This is a genomic window from Paratissierella segnis (genome assembly GCF_014385195.1).
Classification (GTDB): Bacteria; Bacillota; Clostridia; order Tissierellales; family Tissierellaceae; genus Paratissierella; species Paratissierella segnis.
This window is the reverse complement of the sequence record NZ_JACRTG010000018.1, coordinates 191,895-209,155: the sequence shown is the minus strand read 5'-3', so window position 1 is coordinate 209,155 and position 17,261 is coordinate 191,895. Positions and strand designations below refer to the sequence as shown.

The 17,261-nt window shown below is 34.1% G+C and carries 18 protein-coding genes; 8 read left to right on the top strand and 10 right to left on the bottom strand.

Annotated elements, in window-relative coordinates; translation table 11 throughout:
• Positions 1–6: 6 nt before the first annotated feature.
• The 4 genes from H8707_RS08250 to H8707_RS08235 all read right to left on the bottom strand — a co-directional run bounded on the left by H8707_RS08250 (position 7) and on the right by H8707_RS08235 (position 5,952).
• Positions 7–504, bottom strand: a complete 498-nt coding sequence (locus tag H8707_RS08250; RefSeq protein ID WP_262429664.1) for a chemotaxis protein CheW — start codon at positions 502–504, stop codon at positions 7–9.
• A 65-nt stretch (positions 505–569) separates the two neighbouring features.
• Positions 570–2,636 carry a chemotaxis protein CheA gene (locus H8707_RS08245; RefSeq protein WP_262429663.1) on the bottom strand — a complete coding sequence of 689 codons (2,067 nt, stop codon included), beginning with the start codon at positions 2,634–2,636 and terminating at the stop codon, positions 570–572.
• Positions 2,637–2,799: 163 nt separating this feature from the next.
• Positions 2,800–5,274 (bottom strand): LuxR C-terminal-related transcriptional regulator, encoded by a 2,475-nt coding sequence (locus H8707_RS08240; RefSeq protein ID WP_262429662.1) that lies wholly within the window; start codon positions 5,272–5,274, stop codon positions 2,800–2,802.
• Between the two features lie 447 nt (positions 5,275–5,721).
• Entirely contained in the window at positions 5,722–5,952 is a 231-nt protein-coding gene (locus H8707_RS08235) for a hypothetical protein (RefSeq protein ID WP_262429661.1), read from the bottom strand.
• Positions 5,953–6,243: 291 nt separating this feature from the next.
• Between H8707_RS08235 and H8707_RS08230 the strand changes: the two genes are divergently transcribed.
• Complete coding sequence (locus H8707_RS08230; protein ID WP_262429660.1) at positions 6,244–6,408, top strand: aspartyl-phosphate phosphatase Spo0E family protein; 165 nt, start codon at positions 6,244–6,246, stop codon at positions 6,406–6,408.
• 300 nt (positions 6,409–6,708) lie between these two features.
• Here the strand turns inward: H8707_RS08230 and H8707_RS08225 are convergent, their stop codons facing one another.
• The 4 genes from H8707_RS08225 to H8707_RS08210 all read right to left on the bottom strand — a co-directional run bounded on the left by H8707_RS08225 (position 6,709) and on the right by H8707_RS08210 (position 8,088).
• Positions 6,709–6,984 carry an ArsR/SmtB family transcription factor gene (locus H8707_RS08225; protein WP_262429659.1) on the bottom strand — a complete coding sequence of 92 codons (276 nt, stop codon included), beginning with the start codon at positions 6,982–6,984 and terminating at the stop codon, positions 6,709–6,711.
• A gap of 78 nt (positions 6,985–7,062) precedes the next feature.
• Complete coding sequence (locus H8707_RS08220; RefSeq protein ID WP_262429658.1) at positions 7,063–7,635, bottom strand: manganese catalase family protein; 573 nt, start codon at positions 7,633–7,635, stop codon at positions 7,063–7,065.
• 11 nt (positions 7,636–7,646) lie between these two features.
• A complete protein-coding gene (locus H8707_RS08215) occupies positions 7,647–7,907 on the bottom strand; it encodes a spore coat protein CotJB (RefSeq protein WP_262429657.1) in 261 nt (86 codons plus the stop codon).
• Complete coding sequence (locus tag H8707_RS08210; RefSeq protein ID WP_262429656.1) at positions 7,900–8,088, bottom strand: spore coat associated protein CotJA; 189 nt, start codon at positions 8,086–8,088, stop codon at positions 7,900–7,902. Before H8707_RS08210 ends, H8707_RS08215 begins: the two co-directional genes overlap by 8 nt.
• A 267-nt stretch (positions 8,089–8,355) precedes the next feature.
• Between H8707_RS08210 and H8707_RS08205 the strand changes: the two genes are divergently transcribed.
• Complete coding sequence (locus tag H8707_RS08205) at positions 8,356–8,601, top strand: alpha/beta-type small acid-soluble spore protein (protein ID WP_262429655.1); 246 nt, start codon at positions 8,356–8,358, stop codon at positions 8,599–8,601.
• 92 nt (positions 8,602–8,693) lie between these two features.
• Here H8707_RS08205 and H8707_RS15170 read toward each other — a convergent pair whose 3' ends face one another.
• Positions 8,694–9,425 carry a L,D-transpeptidase family protein gene (locus tag H8707_RS15170; RefSeq protein WP_316699627.1) on the bottom strand — a complete coding sequence of 244 codons (732 nt, stop codon included), beginning with the start codon at positions 9,423–9,425 and terminating at the stop codon, positions 8,694–8,696.
• Between the two features lie 155 nt (positions 9,426–9,580).
• Positions 9,581–9,868: a hypothetical protein gene (locus H8707_RS08190; RefSeq protein ID WP_262429654.1), complete on the bottom strand. Its 288-nt coding sequence runs from the start codon at positions 9,866–9,868 to the stop codon at positions 9,581–9,583.
• A 292-nt stretch (positions 9,869–10,160) separates the two neighbouring features.
• Here H8707_RS08190 and yedE point away from each other — a divergent pair, with 292 nt between their 5' ends.
• The 6 genes from yedE to H8707_RS08160 all read left to right on the top strand — a co-directional run bounded on the left by yedE (position 10,161) and on the right by H8707_RS08160 (position 17,230).
• A complete protein-coding gene (yedE, locus tag H8707_RS08185) occupies positions 10,161–11,249 on the top strand; it encodes a YedE family putative selenium transporter (protein WP_262429653.1) in 1,089 nt (362 codons plus the stop codon).
• Positions 11,242–11,454 (top strand): sulfurtransferase TusA family protein, encoded by a 213-nt coding sequence (locus tag H8707_RS08180; protein WP_262429652.1) that lies wholly within the window; start codon positions 11,242–11,244, stop codon positions 11,452–11,454. The genes yedE and H8707_RS08180 overlap by 8 nt, the downstream gene beginning before the upstream one ends.
• A 7-nt stretch (positions 11,455–11,461) precedes the next feature.
• Positions 11,462–11,734, top strand: a complete 273-nt coding sequence (locus H8707_RS08175; protein ID WP_262429651.1) for a DUF3343 domain-containing protein — start codon at positions 11,462–11,464, stop codon at positions 11,732–11,734.
• A gap of 91 nt (positions 11,735–11,825) precedes the next feature.
• A complete protein-coding gene (locus H8707_RS08170) occupies positions 11,826–13,208 on the top strand; it encodes an NAD(P)/FAD-dependent oxidoreductase (RefSeq protein ID WP_262429650.1) in 1,383 nt (460 codons plus the stop codon).
• Positions 13,209–13,619: 411 nt separating this feature from the next.
• A complete protein-coding gene (locus H8707_RS08165; protein ID WP_262429649.1) occupies positions 13,620–15,401 on the top strand; it encodes an ABC transporter ATP-binding protein in 1,782 nt (593 codons plus the stop codon).
• Positions 15,402–15,412: 11 nt separating this feature from the next.
• The gene (locus tag H8707_RS08160) at positions 15,413–17,230 is read left to right on the top strand and encodes an ABC transporter ATP-binding protein (protein ID WP_262429648.1); all 1,818 of its coding nucleotides are present in this window, start codon (positions 15,413–15,415) and stop codon (positions 17,228–17,230) included.
• The last annotated feature ends 31 nt before the right edge of the window (positions 17,231–17,261 follow it).

The window sequence follows — 17,261 nt, the reverse complement described above, 5'->3', positions numbered from 1 at the left end:
CAACATCTACAACGATGCATTAATCTCTTCAAGTTCATCATCAGTCAGCAGTTTCTGACAATCTAAAAGCAAGGTAATACTACCACCGACCTTGCCAATTCCCTTTATGTAATTGCAGTGGCCTTTCCCAACATCCGGAGGGGATGAAATATCCTCATCCTGCATGGTAAGTACCTCTACAACGCTATCCACAATCAGACCTATGGAAATATCATCAATCTCAAGCACTATGATGCAGGTTCTTCCGTCATATTCCCTTATTTCTTTTCTGAAGCGCAGTCGAGCATCTATAATAGGTATGATTTTACCCCTCAAGTTGGTAATCCCTTTCACATATTTCGGCATCTCAGGAACTTCCGTAATTGGTTGTATCCCGATAATTTCCGTAATATAGCGAATTTCCATCCCATACATCTCTTTTCCTAAAGAAAAAACAAGATATTTCCCTTTTAACGTATCTTCATATTCCATCTCCGACGGATTCAATATGTCAGTCTTTGTCATTTATTACAACCTCCTTCTTCGTTTTCTCCCTTCTTATATATAAAACAATTTTTATAATTCAGATTTCACATTCCAAGCAACCCTCCTGTGTTGAGGATAAGGCTTATACTGCCGTCACCCAAAAGTGTACATCCCGTCAGTTCATCAATTCGCTTCAAATTTTTCATATAAGCCGGAAGTGCCTTAACCACCACCTGATGCTGTCCGACAAGCTCATCTGCAAAAAGGCTCAGACATTTTTCATCTTGTTCAATTATTAACATGATTCCTTTTGTTAGATCTGTGATATCGCTTTTCACCTCAAATAACTTGTGGAGACGGAGAATTGGGTAACATTCTCCTCGGACCATGATCATTTCGTTGCCTTCAGGGTCTAGTATCAGGTCATCAGCCTTTGCCTGAAATGTCTCCCGTATAGACGTGGTGGGGATGGTATATTTGGCATCACCTACCCGAATGTTCATACCATCGATGATTGCAAGGGTAAGTGGAATTTTCAACGTAGTAACCGTTCCATTGCCCTCCACACTGTCTATAGATACCGAGCCCCCGACTGCCTCCAGATTTTTTGTCACAACGTCCATTCCGACTCCGCGACCAGAGAATTCAGTTACTTCGTCATTGGTGGAAAATCCGGGAAGGAAAAGCAGATTATAAATCTCCTTGTCCGTCAGTTCCTTTTCCGACTTTCTAATTAGTCCATTTTTCCGTGCTTTTTGCAAAACTTTTTCTTTATCTATTCCTCTTCCATCATCTCTGACAATGATGAATACGTCACTTCCGACATTTTTCGCTTCCAGCGTAATCTTTCCTGTTTTAGGCTTCCCGACAGCTACACGTACGTCAGGCTCTTCGATGCCGTGGTCAATAGCATTACGAACAAGGTGCATCAGGGGATCTGAAATATGCTCAATAATGTCTTTGTCCACCTCGGTTTCCTCTCCAATTAGCGTTAGCTCGACTTTTTTATCAAGTTTTCTGCTCATATCCCGTACGAGTCTGTGCATCTTGCGGAAGGAAGCCGACAACGGAACCATCCGGATGGACATGACCATATCCTGCATCTCGCCGGTTATTTTTTTAAGCTGCCTTGCAGATTTATAATAAGAATTTAATTTTACACCCTGAAGTTCAGGGTTTTGTGTTACCATCGCTTCGGCAATCACCATTTCGCCCATCAAATCCATCAGCTTATCCAGCTTCACAACATCAACGCTGATGATGCTTTGGTGGGAGCTTCTGCTTTCCATTGGTACCTGTCCAAGCTCATCCTTGGTTTTAAGCTCTGGTATCTTGACCGGCGACTCCTGTGTAACTGCCATTTTTGTCGAATCAGACTCTCCACATATCTGTTCTTCAGAGAGCTCATGAAGTTCAAGCTCTCGTAAAAAGGCGGTAGTACCAATAAAGAAATCATACAATTCCCGATAATCTTTGTCGCTCCTGAACAGGATGGTAAATCCCTGTTCCCGAATGATCTTTACGCTGTTATCATTATCAATTATGTTTTCGGGAATATGGCGAAATTCTTCGGTAATCTCCTTTAAATGATGAATAATACCAAATGCCCTGACATTTTCCATTTCACAGCCGTCCTCAAAGAATATAATAGCTTCATATAACTTCTTGTTGTCGTTTGTCTCGTTCTTGTCTAGAGGCAAACAATAATGTTCTTTGACGATAGGATTTACGTTTGTATCTAAAGTATCTACACCATCTTCTTCTCCCTTTAGAGAATGCAAATAGCTTTTGATGCCTTCAATCAATTCGGTGGGGTTCCCGTCAAGTTTGTCCGAGTTTTTGACCTTTTCCATCTCCAATTTGATAAAATCTACTCCTTTCAAAACTAAGTCAGCAAGAAGTCCGCAGTCTATGTTTTCCGAATTTTCTTCACGAATGTAATAGAAAAGGTCTTCAATAGAATGTGTCACAGATGCGATGTTATCGTACTTCATGATGGCTGAGGAACCCTTGATGGTATGCATTGCCCTGAAAATTTCATTAATCGCATCCGGCGTGAAGAAGTTCTCTTTTTCACTGATAAGTACTGAAGTTTCAATCTGTTCAATGTTCTGTGTTGTTTCATATATGAATAAGTCCAGCATCGATTCATTTGAAAATATGTCATCCAATTTAATTCCTCCTCATAATATTCACTGGTTTTTCTATTTTATATTTTTAGGATGCAACGTACATCACGATTTCGACATAAAATAACAAAAAAACAATCTGTTATATAAAATACGACAAATTGTTTTCTTTTTCATCCCCCTTTTAGGGGGAATTGTATTTTCATCAAAAATCTTTTGTGTTAAGCTCCCTTCTTGAGTGAATTTCAAGTTTACTGTAAACAGCTTTTAAAGTCGACTTGACAGTCTCTTCAGAAATATAAAGCTTATCTGCAATCTCTTTTCTGCTCATTCTATCTTTGAAAAGCAGGGCGATTTCTCGTTCTCTCGGAGTAAGGGGAGACTTTTTATGTAGAATCGCCTTTCTTATTACATCTCTACCCTTCTGTTGGCGTTCACAAAGCGTTATCAAAAAAGTAAAATCTGTAGAACCAAGTTCATTAAGAAAATATTTCATGCATTCCTCTTGAGCAAAGGGCAGATAGATTTGATCCGGCAGTGCTATGTCAAAAGCCTCTCTAAGATACTTCCAAGACTCCAGCTGTTTTCCGTTGTTCCGTTTTAAAATGGCAAGAAAGATGAGTTGATACATCTGCGGCATTATGAATTTAATATTTCCAGTCATATTACTAGATGTATCCATGGCAAACCTGCACGCAGCATAAAATTCATTGTATCTTTTGTCCATAAGTAAAAGCCATAAGTTAAGTACCTGTGCCATTGGAACAATCGGTGCGTACAATGTTTTCTTGATACTTTGCATATCGTAAAACCATGTGGCAATATAATCTTTGATACCAAGCACAAAGCCTATAATCGACATACAATATTCCACCATATGCTGTATGGACGGATTGGAGCTTTCTTTATCGTAGCCTTGAATGTTCCTTACTGCCGTAAAATAACTTCCCTCGTTACCTCGTAAAATAGCAATACGAGCAAGTACCAGCTCTGCGCTAAGGCATATACCGATTTGTCCAAAACTTTTAGCATCATAGAGTGCTTTATAACATAAAATTTCAGCTTCATCGTCCTCACCTCTCATGAGCATTGCCTCCGCCCTTAGAATGCTTTGTGCACCGGCACCTCGTCCGCCAGTCAACTTAAGATATGTGAATGATGCCTCATCCATTTTCTGCAAGGTGTCTTCCAATGTACCTACTTCACGCCAATAAAGGTTCAATATAGAAGGGGAAGCATACCCATATATGGATTTGCGGTTTATAATTTTTAACGGTTTTCCTAAAGTTTCCCATGCGTTTCTCTGACTCTCCATCATTTTGGTAATATCATTAAAATCCATCATAGAGACCAGATAGATATATTCGCCTTTAATTTCTCGAATTTCATCTGACTCAAAACCCTTTCCCTTCCGGATAATAAATTTAAGCAACTCACAAATCTTTAAATATGCCCCATACTGTCCAGCTGCAAATGTCTGATGTCCCAAAACTAGTAATGTGAAAGGATATTTACACAGAGTTTCCTCGGGGCATTCATTGATTAAAGCTTCGAAAACTTCCGGTACGTATTTGTCTTGATAATTGTAAAAATACTCACAACTAAGGGGCATGGAAAGAATGGCGTCGTAATCTTTCACCTTATAGAAAAACTCAGCGGCAGAGCAATACTTCGCCTCAATGACACAAGACACACCAGCTTTTCGGTATGCCTTACTTTGATATTCTTTCGTTTGGCAATGATAGAAGCGGCTTCTCAGATAATCAAGTAAAATGTTGTGAATGATAAACTGACGATTATCTGGCGTGTATCGTATGAAATCACTTGCTTTAAGTGCTGTTTCAATTGTATTTGGATTAAACTCCTCATCCAACATTGAGACTGCTTGACGAGCTGTAAAGCAGTCCAATACAGAAACCCTCAGCAGAAAATCTTTTTCCACAGGCGTAAGCCTATTCCAAACAGCGGTTTCCACCAACTGTTCAATGTCTGCTGAATAAACGAATCGACCCGTTTCTTTATAATTAACCATCTGAAGCCTGATGGCTGATATCCAACCCTCGCTACTGCTTGATAAGCTCTCCAATTCCTCCTTTTTGATACGTAAACCCTCCATTCGGAAAAGACTTGTAATACTATTTTTATCGAATAAGAAAGCAGGCGCTTTTATTAAATAGATATTGTCGTTATGGATGAAAAGCTGCTCATGAAAAGGAAGTTGCTGGGTAATGAATATCATGTGCAGATTAGGGTTTTTATGCATTGAAAAAGCGCTGATAAGCTCCTGATGAACATTGCAGTCCATAAGCTGATAATTATCGATTACTAGGTAGGTTTCCTTTTGGCAGTTTAGGTTTTGTAAGATATTCTCAATATCAAATAACGTTTCCATTTTAGGTATCCTCAACCTTTTCATCTCTTCTGCAGATTCACTGTCGACACAGTTAAATAGATTGCAGATTCTTAACCATGCAACAAAGATAGGCTCACTCAAGCAGGTGTACCATTCGCAGGTGGCATCCGGTAGCTCTTTTCTCAAATATTCTCTCACTGCTGTAGTTTTCCCAAATCCAGAGGGCGCCTCTACAATGGTCAATGGATAGTATGGTATTTGGCTAAGCCGTTCTTTGAGTTTGTCCGAAAAATAGTATGCTTTTTTAAATTCTTTTTTCTTTTGCACTTACATTCCTCCAATTCAACTTTGAGGATATGCATTTGATTCTAAACTGTTTATGCAAATCCCAAAGATTTTGTATTATGATATTATGTATCAGCATGTCCAAGATTATTAATAGCACCTTGACCATTCAATATTCCCATAATATTCCTCAATTTAATACACAATTATACCACAGGCTTTTAGAATCAAATCATTTATATTGTAGGCAAAAAAAAGTTGTAGGTTATTTGTTTCCCTACAACTTTTTACGGCAACAGAGTCTATTTTTTCAGTGACTTCTATTTAAAATTTATTTACTTGTTACTATTAAAAAATATAACAAAATAAGACAAACAATATTACAATTAATATATTGTCCCAATAGTTTATAATAAATTCATACATTTTTAATATTATTATTGGGTTTTATAAATAATTTTGTGTATATTTATCTTAACCCATGTATACCTATTCTATATCTGAATTTCTCATATACATAAAAGTATCCTCTGTTAGAGTTATTAGATTTTCTTTTAAATCATAAGTTAAATCCGTAAGTACAACAAAAGCCCAATCATAAGTTTTTGCATCAAATGCGCCATTAGATATCGCTTGCCATAAAGCTGTACTGATGCTATCAATTTTCAATGCATCATTTTGCAATTTTTCAATTTTAAATGCCATCTCTTTTATTGACATATAAAAAAACCCTTTGAAGTCAAGGGATTTTTTGTAAATTGTACCAATTTTCAACAAAATATAATAAGAAACAATTATAGTCTTTAAAGAAGCCTGTAACTGTTGTATAACAATGGTTATAGGCTTTTTATTTCAACTATTATCCTCCGATTATTTGAGTTATTTCGCCCATTTATTTTATATATTTCTAAATTTCTTCTAAAGATATACACCACTTCCCCCATATTTTTTGTAAACTTATATCAGTGTAACAGGTTAAATAAATCCACTACAGAAAAGGAGCATGTTTAGTTGAACAATAATGCTGTGCTAAAACTCAATAAAGAAATTGAAAGCACTAGAATTAAACTTCACAATCTAATATCTGAGAAAAAATATGACCTTCTTGATTCTGAGGTAATCAAACTAAGTCAGATACTGGATAAACTTTTATCTCAGTATCATGAGTTAAACTAATAATTAATTAAATATATTTAGCCTGTTGTACTGATATATGCAATTTTATGATATTGCCTAATTTTTTATTTTAGTATGTAAAATACATTAAAATAAGGTCCGTAATAGACCCGAATAATTATATCTTATCAATAAGAATCTATTACGGACCCTTATGATATTAGATATATTTAAATCGAACTCTATACGAACCTTACATTTATATTATGTGAGTTTTGTTTTAATTTATACTTGGAATATTTTGACAAAAACCTTGTGGCTAAAAGTGACAATACCAGTCATTGATTGGCTGCTTCCCTATTAAAATAAAGCTTTAATAATTTTGATAGCTTCTTCATTTATTACTCTATAGTAAATTTCCCTCCCTTTTCTTACACCTTCAATTATCCCCAATGCTCTTAACTTTCCTAAATGTTGAGACAAAGTAGATTGGGGAACATCTAGACATTCTTGCATAAAACTTACATTGTTTTCTCCATCCTTAATTAATCCTTTTATAATACACAGTCTTGTAGGATGTCCTAAGACTTTTAATAATTCCGCCTTCTCTTCCAATATGTATTTTTCTATTTCCATTTAAATCCTCCTATATCTATGTATTTATATATTAGAATATTGAGATATATATACCGTTATTAAAGGGAAAGCTTCCCTTTAATAGTATTTTATGCAATTTTCCGTATCTTGAATGATTTGCAATACCTCTCCAAATCTTTGAAAATGCACTATTTCTCTTTGTCTTAAAAATCTTAATGTATCTGTTACGCCGGGGTCATCACTTATATTTATCAGCCATTCATAGGTAGTACGTGCTTTTTGTTCTGCAGCCATATCTTCATGCAAGTCAGTTATTGGATCATCTTTAGCATTAAAATAAGTTGCAGTCCATGGTACTCCTGCCGCATCATGAAGATATAAACCTTTCCCATGATTAACATAGTGAGCTTCAAAAGGTGTACCTTTTATCTGATCCACAGTAGCATCTTTAACAAGCCTATACACCAATGTCCCAATTATTTCCCAATGTGCTAATTCTTCTGTGCCGATGTCTGTTAATGTAGCTTTTCCTTGACTTGTCGGCATAGTATATCTTTGAGTTAAATATCTTAAACCAGCTGATAATTCCCCATCAGCTCCTCCGAATTGTTCTATAATCATAGCTGCTAATGTTGGATTTGTTGTATCTACTCTTACAGGGTATTGAAGTTTCTTTTCATATATCCACATAAAAATCCTCCTTAATTGAAATTAAAGTTGATTTCCCAAGGCCAAGGTTCATCAATATAAGCCCAAGGATATCTACTCATTCCAGTATTTTTTAGAGGACCATATCTTGCCTGATACATTTCCTCCAACTGTACATATTGTGTTGATGCATTGTTGTGTAATCTTAAAGCTCTTTCATCATTAGGATGGGTATTTAGGTATAGAGCTGTCTCTACTAAAACGAAAGATACTTCCATCAATTCTACTATCATATTCATTTGATCTCTATCCATAATTTCTCCACTCCTTATTTTTCCCACAAGGATCATATGGTCTATATAGGTCAGGAAATAGTGTTCCATGTCTCAATGCCTGTTCTTGATTATAAACTTGATCCATTATCTGAAATTTTATATAGGTTGTAGCTAATTGATTGCAGTTATTGCAATTTTTAGAATAAAATTTTTCATGCATCATATTCCTCCCCTTTAATTTACTACTTATTTCATAATACGCAAAATACTATGGATTGTGATTGTAATCTTTAATTTAAAAAATAAATAAAAATTTATAATTTGTTTAAAATAACATTGATATAAACAAAAAATTTCTTTATCATTTTTTTACCATAATTGGAATCTGATAATAGACATACCGAATTTTACATGATTAATCTAAATTTATTTACACATAATACTACTAGACAAACAATATTAACATAAAATGAAAGGAGAAATTTAAATGGCAAGTAACAATAACAGTAACAGAATATTAAATCCAAATGCACGTCAAGCTCTAAATCAAATGAAATTAGAGATTGCATCAGAATTAGGTTTATCAAATTATGATTCAATAGATAAAGGTCAATTACCTTCAAGAGAAAATGGATATGTTGGAGGTTATATGACAAGAAGACTAGTTGAGCAAGCTCAAAATAGTCTGGCTGGAACACCGGGAACACAATCTCAAACTCCAACACAAAGATAACTAATTTTAATTAAAAAGGATAGGTCATAAAAGGAGACCACTGAAAAACTAATAGTTTTTCAGTGGTCTCTCATAAAAGCCTATCCTTTTTACTATTCCATGAGTATAATTCCCATGGCTTCATATATTTCAGTTGTAATCTTATCCGTTAATTTGATATTATTTTCTTTTAAAAAATTTAAAAGACTTTTTTTCATTTCCTCTCCATAGATTCCATCCAAATCTCCGGTATAAAAATTAAAGTACTTCAACCGTTTTTGAACTTCTAGTACATCCGCACCCCTATCGCCAGGTTTTAAAGTTCTAAAACCATATCCGAATGGCCCATAGGGTCCATTTGAAATATGCACTGTACTACCAACTGCAATATGCTCGAAAAGATCCTCAATGTCTGAATTTCTCATTCTAATACAACCCGAAGAAATGTTTGACCCTATTGAACTGGGTTTGTTTGTCCCATGTATACCATACTCACCCCAAGGAACATTCAGACCCATCCACCGAGATCCAAATCCTTCACCCCATTTTTCCTTTGATACTATTTCATACGTTCCCAATGGAGTTGGCGAAGCAGACTTTCCTGTTGCTATTGTATATTTTTTTATAATTTCTTTAGTTTCACTATCCAATAAATTTAATACTTTATTATTGACTTCAATATAAATCATAGTTTCATGCTTTTTCCCTCTTTTATGAGCATCAGCATCTATGTTTAAAGAATCAATCCTTTTTTGAAGCTTCAATATATGTATATTGTTTCCTATGATTATCAATAAAAGAACAAAAATAAATAGCAAAAGGGTCAATCTTTCTCCTCTTCTCATAAACACTCCCTCCTACATAAATTTATATGCAGTAAGATAAAAAAAAGTCTTATAACTAAACAATTTTAGATTAATTAAGACTTTTTTAAAGTTTATAAGTATGTAGAAACTAACAGTGCCCTTCGGCGTAATCTTACATATGTACTCTTTAACTTTTATAAATCAGAATTATAGACTTCATAAACACTATAAATAGGAATATTCGCATTAGCTAGCAATCTTACAATTTTGGGGATGGTCTGTATAGACATACTTATCTCAACCCCGTTGTATTTATATAAAACATCATTACTATCATCTATTAGTCCCGAACTATTTATAGTGTCAATTAACATATCCTTCATAGACGATAAGCTCATGCCTCCTAATATAAAAGAAATACGCCTCTTAATAATTGAATTATCATTTGTGTTTATCCTATTTATTAGCAATACTTGATTCATTTTTTTAATAACTCCTTAACCTGTTATATTATGTATTTACCTAAAATAACTTAAAATACATAGCCCCAAATTATATCTTCCGAAAAGTTTATACCCATGATAAATTATCTTAAGCATATTTTAAAATAATATTTATTTTTATTTTGATAAATTATGGAGTAAACATTTAATATAATATATTATCCTGCTTATAATATTAAAATTATCCATTTTAGTGCCTTTTCCCCAAAACTATGGTATAATTTTAACATAGTTTGAAATATTATTTTATAATCAAAAGGGGGTTAATTTTATGAGTGGAAAAAGGAAAATGTTTTTCTATGGAGGGATTATTGGACTAATCGGAGCTATACTTATGAAACTTGGCAATCCGGGAAATATGGGTTTATGCATAGCATGTTTCTGGAGGGACATTGCAGGTGCATTAGGTCTTCATAGAGCGGAAGTTGTTCAATATATAAGACCGGAAATAATAGGCATTATATTTGGAGCCTTTGGAATATCATATGTAACAGGCGAATTTAAAGCCAAAGGCGGTTCCTCACCAATTGTTAGATTTATTTTAGGTTTCTTTCTAATGATTGGCGCATTAGTATTTTTAGGATGCCCTTTAAGAATGATTCTAAGATTAGCCAATGGAGATTTAAATGCTTTAATAGGATTAGCCGGATATGTAACCGGAATTTTTATTGGTGTTCAATTCCTAAAAAAAGGATATACCTTGGGTAGAAGCATTGAGCAAACAAATATATCAAAATATATCTTCCCCATTTTCGCATTAGTATTGCTTATATTCTTAATTATTAAACCGAGCTTTATCCTATTTAGTACTGAAGGTCCCGGTTCAATGGGTGCACCGGTTATTATTTCTTTAATTCTTGGTGCTGTTGTAGGAGTTGCTCTTCAAAGAAGCAGGATTTGTACTGCCGGTGGATTTAGGGACGCAATCTTGATTAAAGATACTCACTTTTTATGGGGGATATTAGGTATATTTGTATTTGCATTAGCAGGAAACCTTGTCTTAAATTTCAGCAAATTCAATCTCGGATTCGTAGACCAGCCTATTGCCCATAATGACTTTATCTGGAATTTCCTAGGAATGACTCTTGTAGGGCTTTGTTCAATTTTACTTGGCGGATGTCCGATTCGACAAACTATATTAGCAAGTCAAGGAGATACAGATGCTGCAATTACGGTATTTGGCCTTATTATAGGAGCAGCATTTGCTCATAATTTCGGATTGGCTGCAAGTGCTAACGGTGTACCTCAAAATGGTAAAATAGCTGTAATAATTGGAATTTTGTTTGCCTTATCCTTAGCTTACGGAGTAATATCGTCCAGCAAAAAAAATAGTAACAAGGAAGGTGTAAAGAATGCCTAATATAATAGATGCCAGAGGAAGATCATGTCCAGAACCAGTCATAATGACAAAAAATGCTTTGGATTCAAATCCAAATACAAGCCTTAAAGTATTGGTTGATACCAATGTTGCTGTAGAGAATATCAAAAGGTTTGCATCAAGTAAGGGTTATAATGTCCGTGTTAATAAAAATAATGATGAATTTCAAATTCAAATAAGCAAATAGCTATATGATGAAAGAATATTACTGTGTAGTAACTTTTGACATTACTCAACATGCACTGTTGTTTGAAAAAGAATTAAAGCAACATAATCTAGGTGTCAAATTGATGCCTGCTCCCAGAGAACTTAGTACAAGTTGCGGAACTGCTGCTTTAGTCATGTGCGAGGACAAAGATAAAATAATAAGCATATGTGATAAAAACTCTATTCCTATAAATAAATTCCATAAATTAGAAGTAACCAATAAGGATTCTTGGTTTACAAAACGTATACTAAAAAAATAAGATCAGCAATGGTCTTATTTTTTTAGTAGCTTTTTCCCCGCAAATAGTGTATTATATTGAGGGGTTTGATAGCCCCAAGGAGGAGAAAAACATGAGCTATGATGTAATAATAGTAGGTGCAGGTCCTTGTGGAATTTTCACTGCCCTTGAATTAAAGAAAAAAAACCCTAAATTATCAATTTTAATAATTGAAAAAGGAAATTCAATTGGAAAAAGAAAATGCCCTAAGCGGAAAACAGGTGTGTGTGTATGCTGTAAACCGTGCAATATTACAACTGGTTTTGCAGGTGCCGGAGCTTATTCAGATGGCAAATTGTCTCTATCTCCTGATGTAGGAGGGAATCTTCCAAAATATATCGGATATGAAGAAACTAAGAAGTTAATCAATTATGTAGATGATATTTATTTAAAATTTGGTGCGGATGAAACTATATATGGTATTGATAAGGATGATGAAATAAGGAATATAAGGAAAAAAGCTATATCCAGCAATTTGAAATTGGTAGAATGCCCCATAAGACATATGGGCACCGAAGAAGGATACAACATCTATTCCAGGATAGAGGAATATTTAATTAGCATAGGTATTGAATTAAGCTTTATGAATCCTGTAAAGGATTTATTATTAGATGAAAATAAAAATCTCATAGGCGTTTTAGCTGATAAAGAATATTACTCAAAAAAAGTTGTTATTGCTGTGGGTAGAGATGGGTCCGATTGGTTGAGCAATCTCTGTATCAAACACAATATAGATACCGAAACAGGAGATGTGGATATAGGAGTTAGAGTTGAAACAAGAAATGAGATAATGGAAGAATTAAATGAGTCTATGTATGAAAGCAAACTCATATACTATTCCAGTACCTTTGACGATAAGGTAAGAACGTTTTGTTCAAATCCGGGAGGAGAAGTCTCAACCGAATATTATGACGGAAATTTAGCTGTGGTTAATGGTCATAGCTACAAATCAAAAAGCTTAAAATCTCCAAATACAAATTTTGCTCTACTGGTAACTAAGCATTTTACAAAACCTTTTAAATCCCCTATCGAATACGGTAAACATATAGCAAAGCTTGGAAATATGCTTTCCGGAAATAAGGTATTGGTTCAAAGATACGGAGATTTGAAAAAAGGCAGAAGAACTACTGAGGATAGACTATTTAGAAACAATATAATCCCAACTCTAAAAGACGCGGTTCCGGGAGATTTAAGTTTGGTGCTTCCCTATAGAATACTTAAAAATATTGAAGAGATGATAGAAGCACTTGATAATGTAACTCCGGGTCTTGCAAGCGATGAAACTCTGCTCTATGGAGTTGAAGTAAAATTCTATTCAAATCGAGTTGTGGTAGATAAAAACTTTGAAACCAATATTCCCAATCTATATGTAGGCGGAGATGGCGCAGGAATTACCAGAGGTTTGATGCAAGCAAGTGTCAACGGAATAGTTTTGGGAAATATTTTGGCAAAATGACAAAAATTAGTTGACATTTACAATTTATCATATAGAATAGAATTGTTGGATATTATGAAAGGAGGTCGTGATTATGATAATGATCAATAATAAAGTTTATTCAAGCAAAATACATTTTAATATTTCCCATTCACGGCCTATGTTTTTATTCAGTAATATTTGATAATTGCCATAGGTAAGTGTATACCTATGGTTTTTTATCTTAAGCAATTGTTATATTTTTCACCCATCGAATATAATTATGTTTGAGCTCAATTTTTTTGTATATAAACCATAGGTTACTAACCTATGGTTTTTTATAACAATAGAAAAGTTCTACAATTTTAATAAATTAATAGAACTTTATTATTGAGTTTCAAGAAAAGCTTCTTAACATATTAAAATGCTTTTCTTATTAAGGAGGGATAAAACTTGAAAGAATTTAAAAAGCTGCTGCAATTTTCAAAGGGCTACAACTTGATGTATTTTTTTGCCATATTGTCAATTATTATATCCCAGGTTTTTAATATAATTAGCCCTTTAATCATTAGAACTACTATTGATTCAATTATTGGTTCAGAACCTATTACCTCCATTTATATTCAAAAACTTGTAAATTTTTTAGGCGGTAAGGAGTTTCTAAACAAAAGGCTTTGGATTATAGGTATTGTTATAATCTGTAATGCAGCATTAAGAGGCCTGTTTCTCTATTTAAAAAACACCTTAGCAAGTAAATCTGCCGAAACTATTGCAAAAAGGATTCGAGACAAACTTTACGACAACATCCAAAGACTTCCTTACGATTATCATGTAAAGGCAGATACGGGAGAATTAATTCAAAAATGCACATCTGATGTCGATACCATCAGAAGATTTTTAGCAATCCAACTTGTTGAGGTCGCAGGCTCCATATTTATGCTTACATTTATTTTGGGAATAATCGCTAATCTTAATAAAAAGATGGTAATCATTTCAATTGTATTTCTTCCATTCATCTTTGGATTTGCTGTAGTCTTCTTTAAAAAGGTTAGATATAATTTTGAAAAAGCTGATGAATCCGAAGCAAAACTCTCTACTACCCTTCAGGAAAATTTAACAGGGATTAGAGTAGTTAAGGCATTTTCTCAGGAAAGATATGAATTAGAAAAATTTGATGTGCGAAACCAAGAATACAGAAAACTGTCCAATAAATTGGTTTCGAACTTAGCAATGTATTGGTCAATATCCGATTTCTTTAGTATGACTCAAGTGGGTTTGGTAATAGTCCTAGGCAGTTACTTAACTGTAAAGGGAGAATTGACCCTTGGAACTCTGATAGCATTTGTAAGCTATATCAATATGTTGGTATGGCCTATAAGACAAATGGGAAGAACCTTAACTGACATGGGTAAGGCACTTGTGTCTATAAAGAGAATAGACGAAATCTTATCGCAACCTATTGAGGAATTAGTAATAAATGGCGAAGAACCTGTTATCGAAGGAAATATTGAATTTAAAAACGTATATTTTGAATATGAAAAAGATAGACCGGTACTAAAAGATATTTCCTTTACTGCTAATAAAGGAGATACTGTTGCAATAATCGGCTCTACAGGCTCCGGCAAAAGCTCCTTAGTGCATTTATTGCCAAGGCTGTATGAATATAACAAAGGATCCGTAAAAATTGATGGCATCGAATTAAATACCATCGATAAATATTGGATCCGTAAAAATATAGGATTGGTATTACAAGAACCCTTTCTCTATGCTAAAACCATAAAAGAAAATATTAGGCTATCAAATCCTAAAATGCCTGATATAAAAGTATTTAATGCAGCAAAAATAGCTAAAATTCATGATGATATAAACTCATTTGAAGAAAAATACGACACAGTAGTAGGAGAAAGAGGTGTATCCTTATCTGGAGGACAAAAACAGAGAATGTCCATAGCCAGAACTATAATCAACGAGTCCCCAATAGTTATATTTGATGATTCTTTATCTGCCGTGGATACAGAAACCGATATTGAAATCAGAAAAGCACTGAATTTAAGGAAGCATAAAGCTACCACAATAATCATATCCCATAGAATATCGACTGTTTCTGAAGCAGATTTGATACTTGTAGTAGATAAAGGTAAAATAATCCAGAGAGGTACTCACAAAGAATTGATTGAAAAAGATGGCTTGTATAAAAGAGTATATAATATACAATCCTCTTATGATGAAGAATAGGTGGTGAATACATGGAAAGAAACGAAAAAAGCAATGATAAATTTAATTTAAGCACATGGAAGGATTTTTTTAAGTATCTCAAGCCTTACAAAAAAGACTTTCTAATACTTATTGGTCTGAACGTGTTATTGGGAGCTATGGATAGTTCCTTTCCCCTATTGTCCAAATACGCAATAGATAATTTTGTGGAAACAAAAAACCTTAATGGTATGGGATATTTTGCGTCTTTTTATTTCGCAGCAATTCTTCTAATGTCTATAATTATATATTTATTTATAGCACAGGCAGGTAAATTAGAGACAAAGATAGCTTATGATATCAGAAAATTAGGCTTTGCAAAACTTCAAGAATTGCCGCTATCATATTATGATGACAAAGCTGTTGGCTGGCTAATGGCAAGAATGACTTCTGATATAGCGAGATTGAGTGAAACCATATCTTGGGGAATGGTGGATTTTGCATGGGGTTTTGCCATGATGACAGGAGTTACGATATATATGTTTATTTTGAACGCTAAACTGGCACTGATTACTTTATCAGTTATTCCACCACTAGCTATTTTAAGTGTATATTTTCAGAAGAAAATACTTAATGCTCAAAGAAAAGTAAGAAGAATTAATTCCCAAATAACAGGCGCATATAACGAGGATATACAAGGTGCTAAAACAACTAAAACATTGGTAAGGGAGGACTTAAATCTAGAAGAGTTTTCTTACCTTACGACATCTTTGAGGAATAGTGCTATAAAAGCTACTAAAATATCATCAATATATTTGCCATTAGTACTATTATGTGGAAGTATAGGAACAGCAATGGCTATAACCTTTGGCGGAAAATTTGCCATGGCGGGAATAATATCCTATGGGACTTTAGTAGCCTTTTTATCCTATGCCGCACAATTCTTTGAACCAGTAAGACAAATGGCGGTAATATTTGCAGAGGTTCAAGCTGCACAAGCTTCTGCTGAAAGGGTATTCTCCTTATTACAGGAAGAGCCTCGTATCAAGGATAGAGATGATGTAATAGAAAAGTATGGTTCTATCTTTGAACCCAAAATGGAAAAGTGGCCTGAAATAAATGGAAAAGTTGAATTTAAAAATGTGAACTTCTCATATAAGGATGGTGAAGTCGTGTTAGATAACTTTAACTTAGTTGTAAATCCCGGTGAAACCATTGCCTTAGTCGGCGAAACGGGCTCAGGTAAATCCACAATAGTAAATCTGTTTTGCAGATTTTATGAACCAACGAATGGTGATATACTGATAGATGGAATCAATTATAAGGATATGCCTCAGAATTGGATACATGAAAATTTAGGGTATGTATTGCAATCACCTCATCTATTTAGCGGCACAATTAAAGAAAATATAAAATATGGAAAACTGGATGCAACAGATGAAGAAATAGTCGAAGCAAGTAAACTTGTAGACGCTCATGAATTTATAATGAATACTGAAAAAAAATATGACACTGAAGTAGGCGAAGGAGGAAATCTTCTGTCGACCGGTCAAAAACAGCTTATATCCTTTGCAAGAGCAATGGTTAGAAACCCCAGACTTTTCGTCCTTGACGAAGCAACTTCATCGATAGATACAGAAACAGAAAAAATAATCCAGGATGCGATTCAAAAAGTCCTTAAAGATAGAACTAGTTTTGTTATAGCTCATAGATTATCTACTATAAGAAATGCCGATAGGATATTGGTCGTAAGAGATGGTAAAATTACGGAAAGCGGAAATCATAAGGAGCTTATAAAGCTTAAAGGCTATTATTATAATCTATATACAAACCAGTTTATAGATGAGGAAAGTAAAAATATTTTGGGATAGAGCACTGGGGACAGCCCCCAGTGCTCTTATT

What these genes read in the sequence shown, in the direction of transcription:
- H8707_RS08250 (WP_262429664.1), bottom strand. Translation starts at nt 504, where the DNA reads ATGACAAAGACTGACATATTGAATCCGTCGGAGATGGAATATGAAGAT.
- H8707_RS08235 (WP_262429661.1), bottom strand. Translation starts at nt 5,952, where the DNA reads ATGTCAATAAAAGAGATGGCATTTAAAATTGAAAAATTGCAAAATGAT.
- H8707_RS08225 (WP_262429659.1), bottom strand. Translation starts at nt 6,984, where the DNA reads ATGGAAATAGAAAAATACATATTGGAAGAGAAGGCGGAATTATTAAAA.
- H8707_RS08220 (WP_262429658.1), bottom strand. Translation starts at nt 7,635, where the DNA reads ATGTGGATATATGAAAAGAAACTTCAATACCCTGTAAGAGTAGATACA.
- H8707_RS08215 (WP_262429657.1), bottom strand. Translation starts at nt 7,907, where the DNA reads ATGGATAGAGATCAAATGAATATGATAGTAGAATTGATGGAAGTATCT.
- H8707_RS08210 (WP_262429656.1), bottom strand. Translation starts at nt 8,088, where the DNA reads ATGCATGAAAAATTTTATTCTAAAAATTGCAATAACTGCAATCAATTA.
- H8707_RS08205 (WP_262429655.1), top strand. Translation starts at nt 8,356, where the DNA reads ATGGCAAGTAACAATAACAGTAACAGAATATTAAATCCAAATGCACGT.
- H8707_RS15170 (WP_316699627.1), bottom strand. Translation starts at nt 9,425, where the DNA reads ATGAGAAGAGGAGAAAGATTGACCCTTTTGCTATTTATTTTTGTTCTT.
- H8707_RS08190 (WP_262429654.1), bottom strand. Translation starts at nt 9,868, where the DNA reads ATGAATCAAGTATTGCTAATAAATAGGATAAACACAAATGATAATTCA.
- yedE (WP_262429653.1), top strand. Translation starts at nt 10,161, where the DNA reads ATGAGTGGAAAAAGGAAAATGTTTTTCTATGGAGGGATTATTGGACTA.
- H8707_RS08180 (WP_262429652.1), top strand. Translation starts at nt 11,242, where the DNA reads ATGCCTAATATAATAGATGCCAGAGGAAGATCATGTCCAGAACCAGTC.
- H8707_RS08175 (WP_262429651.1), top strand. Translation starts at nt 11,462, where the DNA reads ATGAAAGAATATTACTGTGTAGTAACTTTTGACATTACTCAACATGCA.
- H8707_RS08170 (WP_262429650.1), top strand. Translation starts at nt 11,826, where the DNA reads ATGAGCTATGATGTAATAATAGTAGGTGCAGGTCCTTGTGGAATTTTC.
- H8707_RS08160 (WP_262429648.1), top strand. Translation starts at nt 15,413, where the DNA reads ATGGAAAGAAACGAAAAAAGCAATGATAAATTTAATTTAAGCACATGG.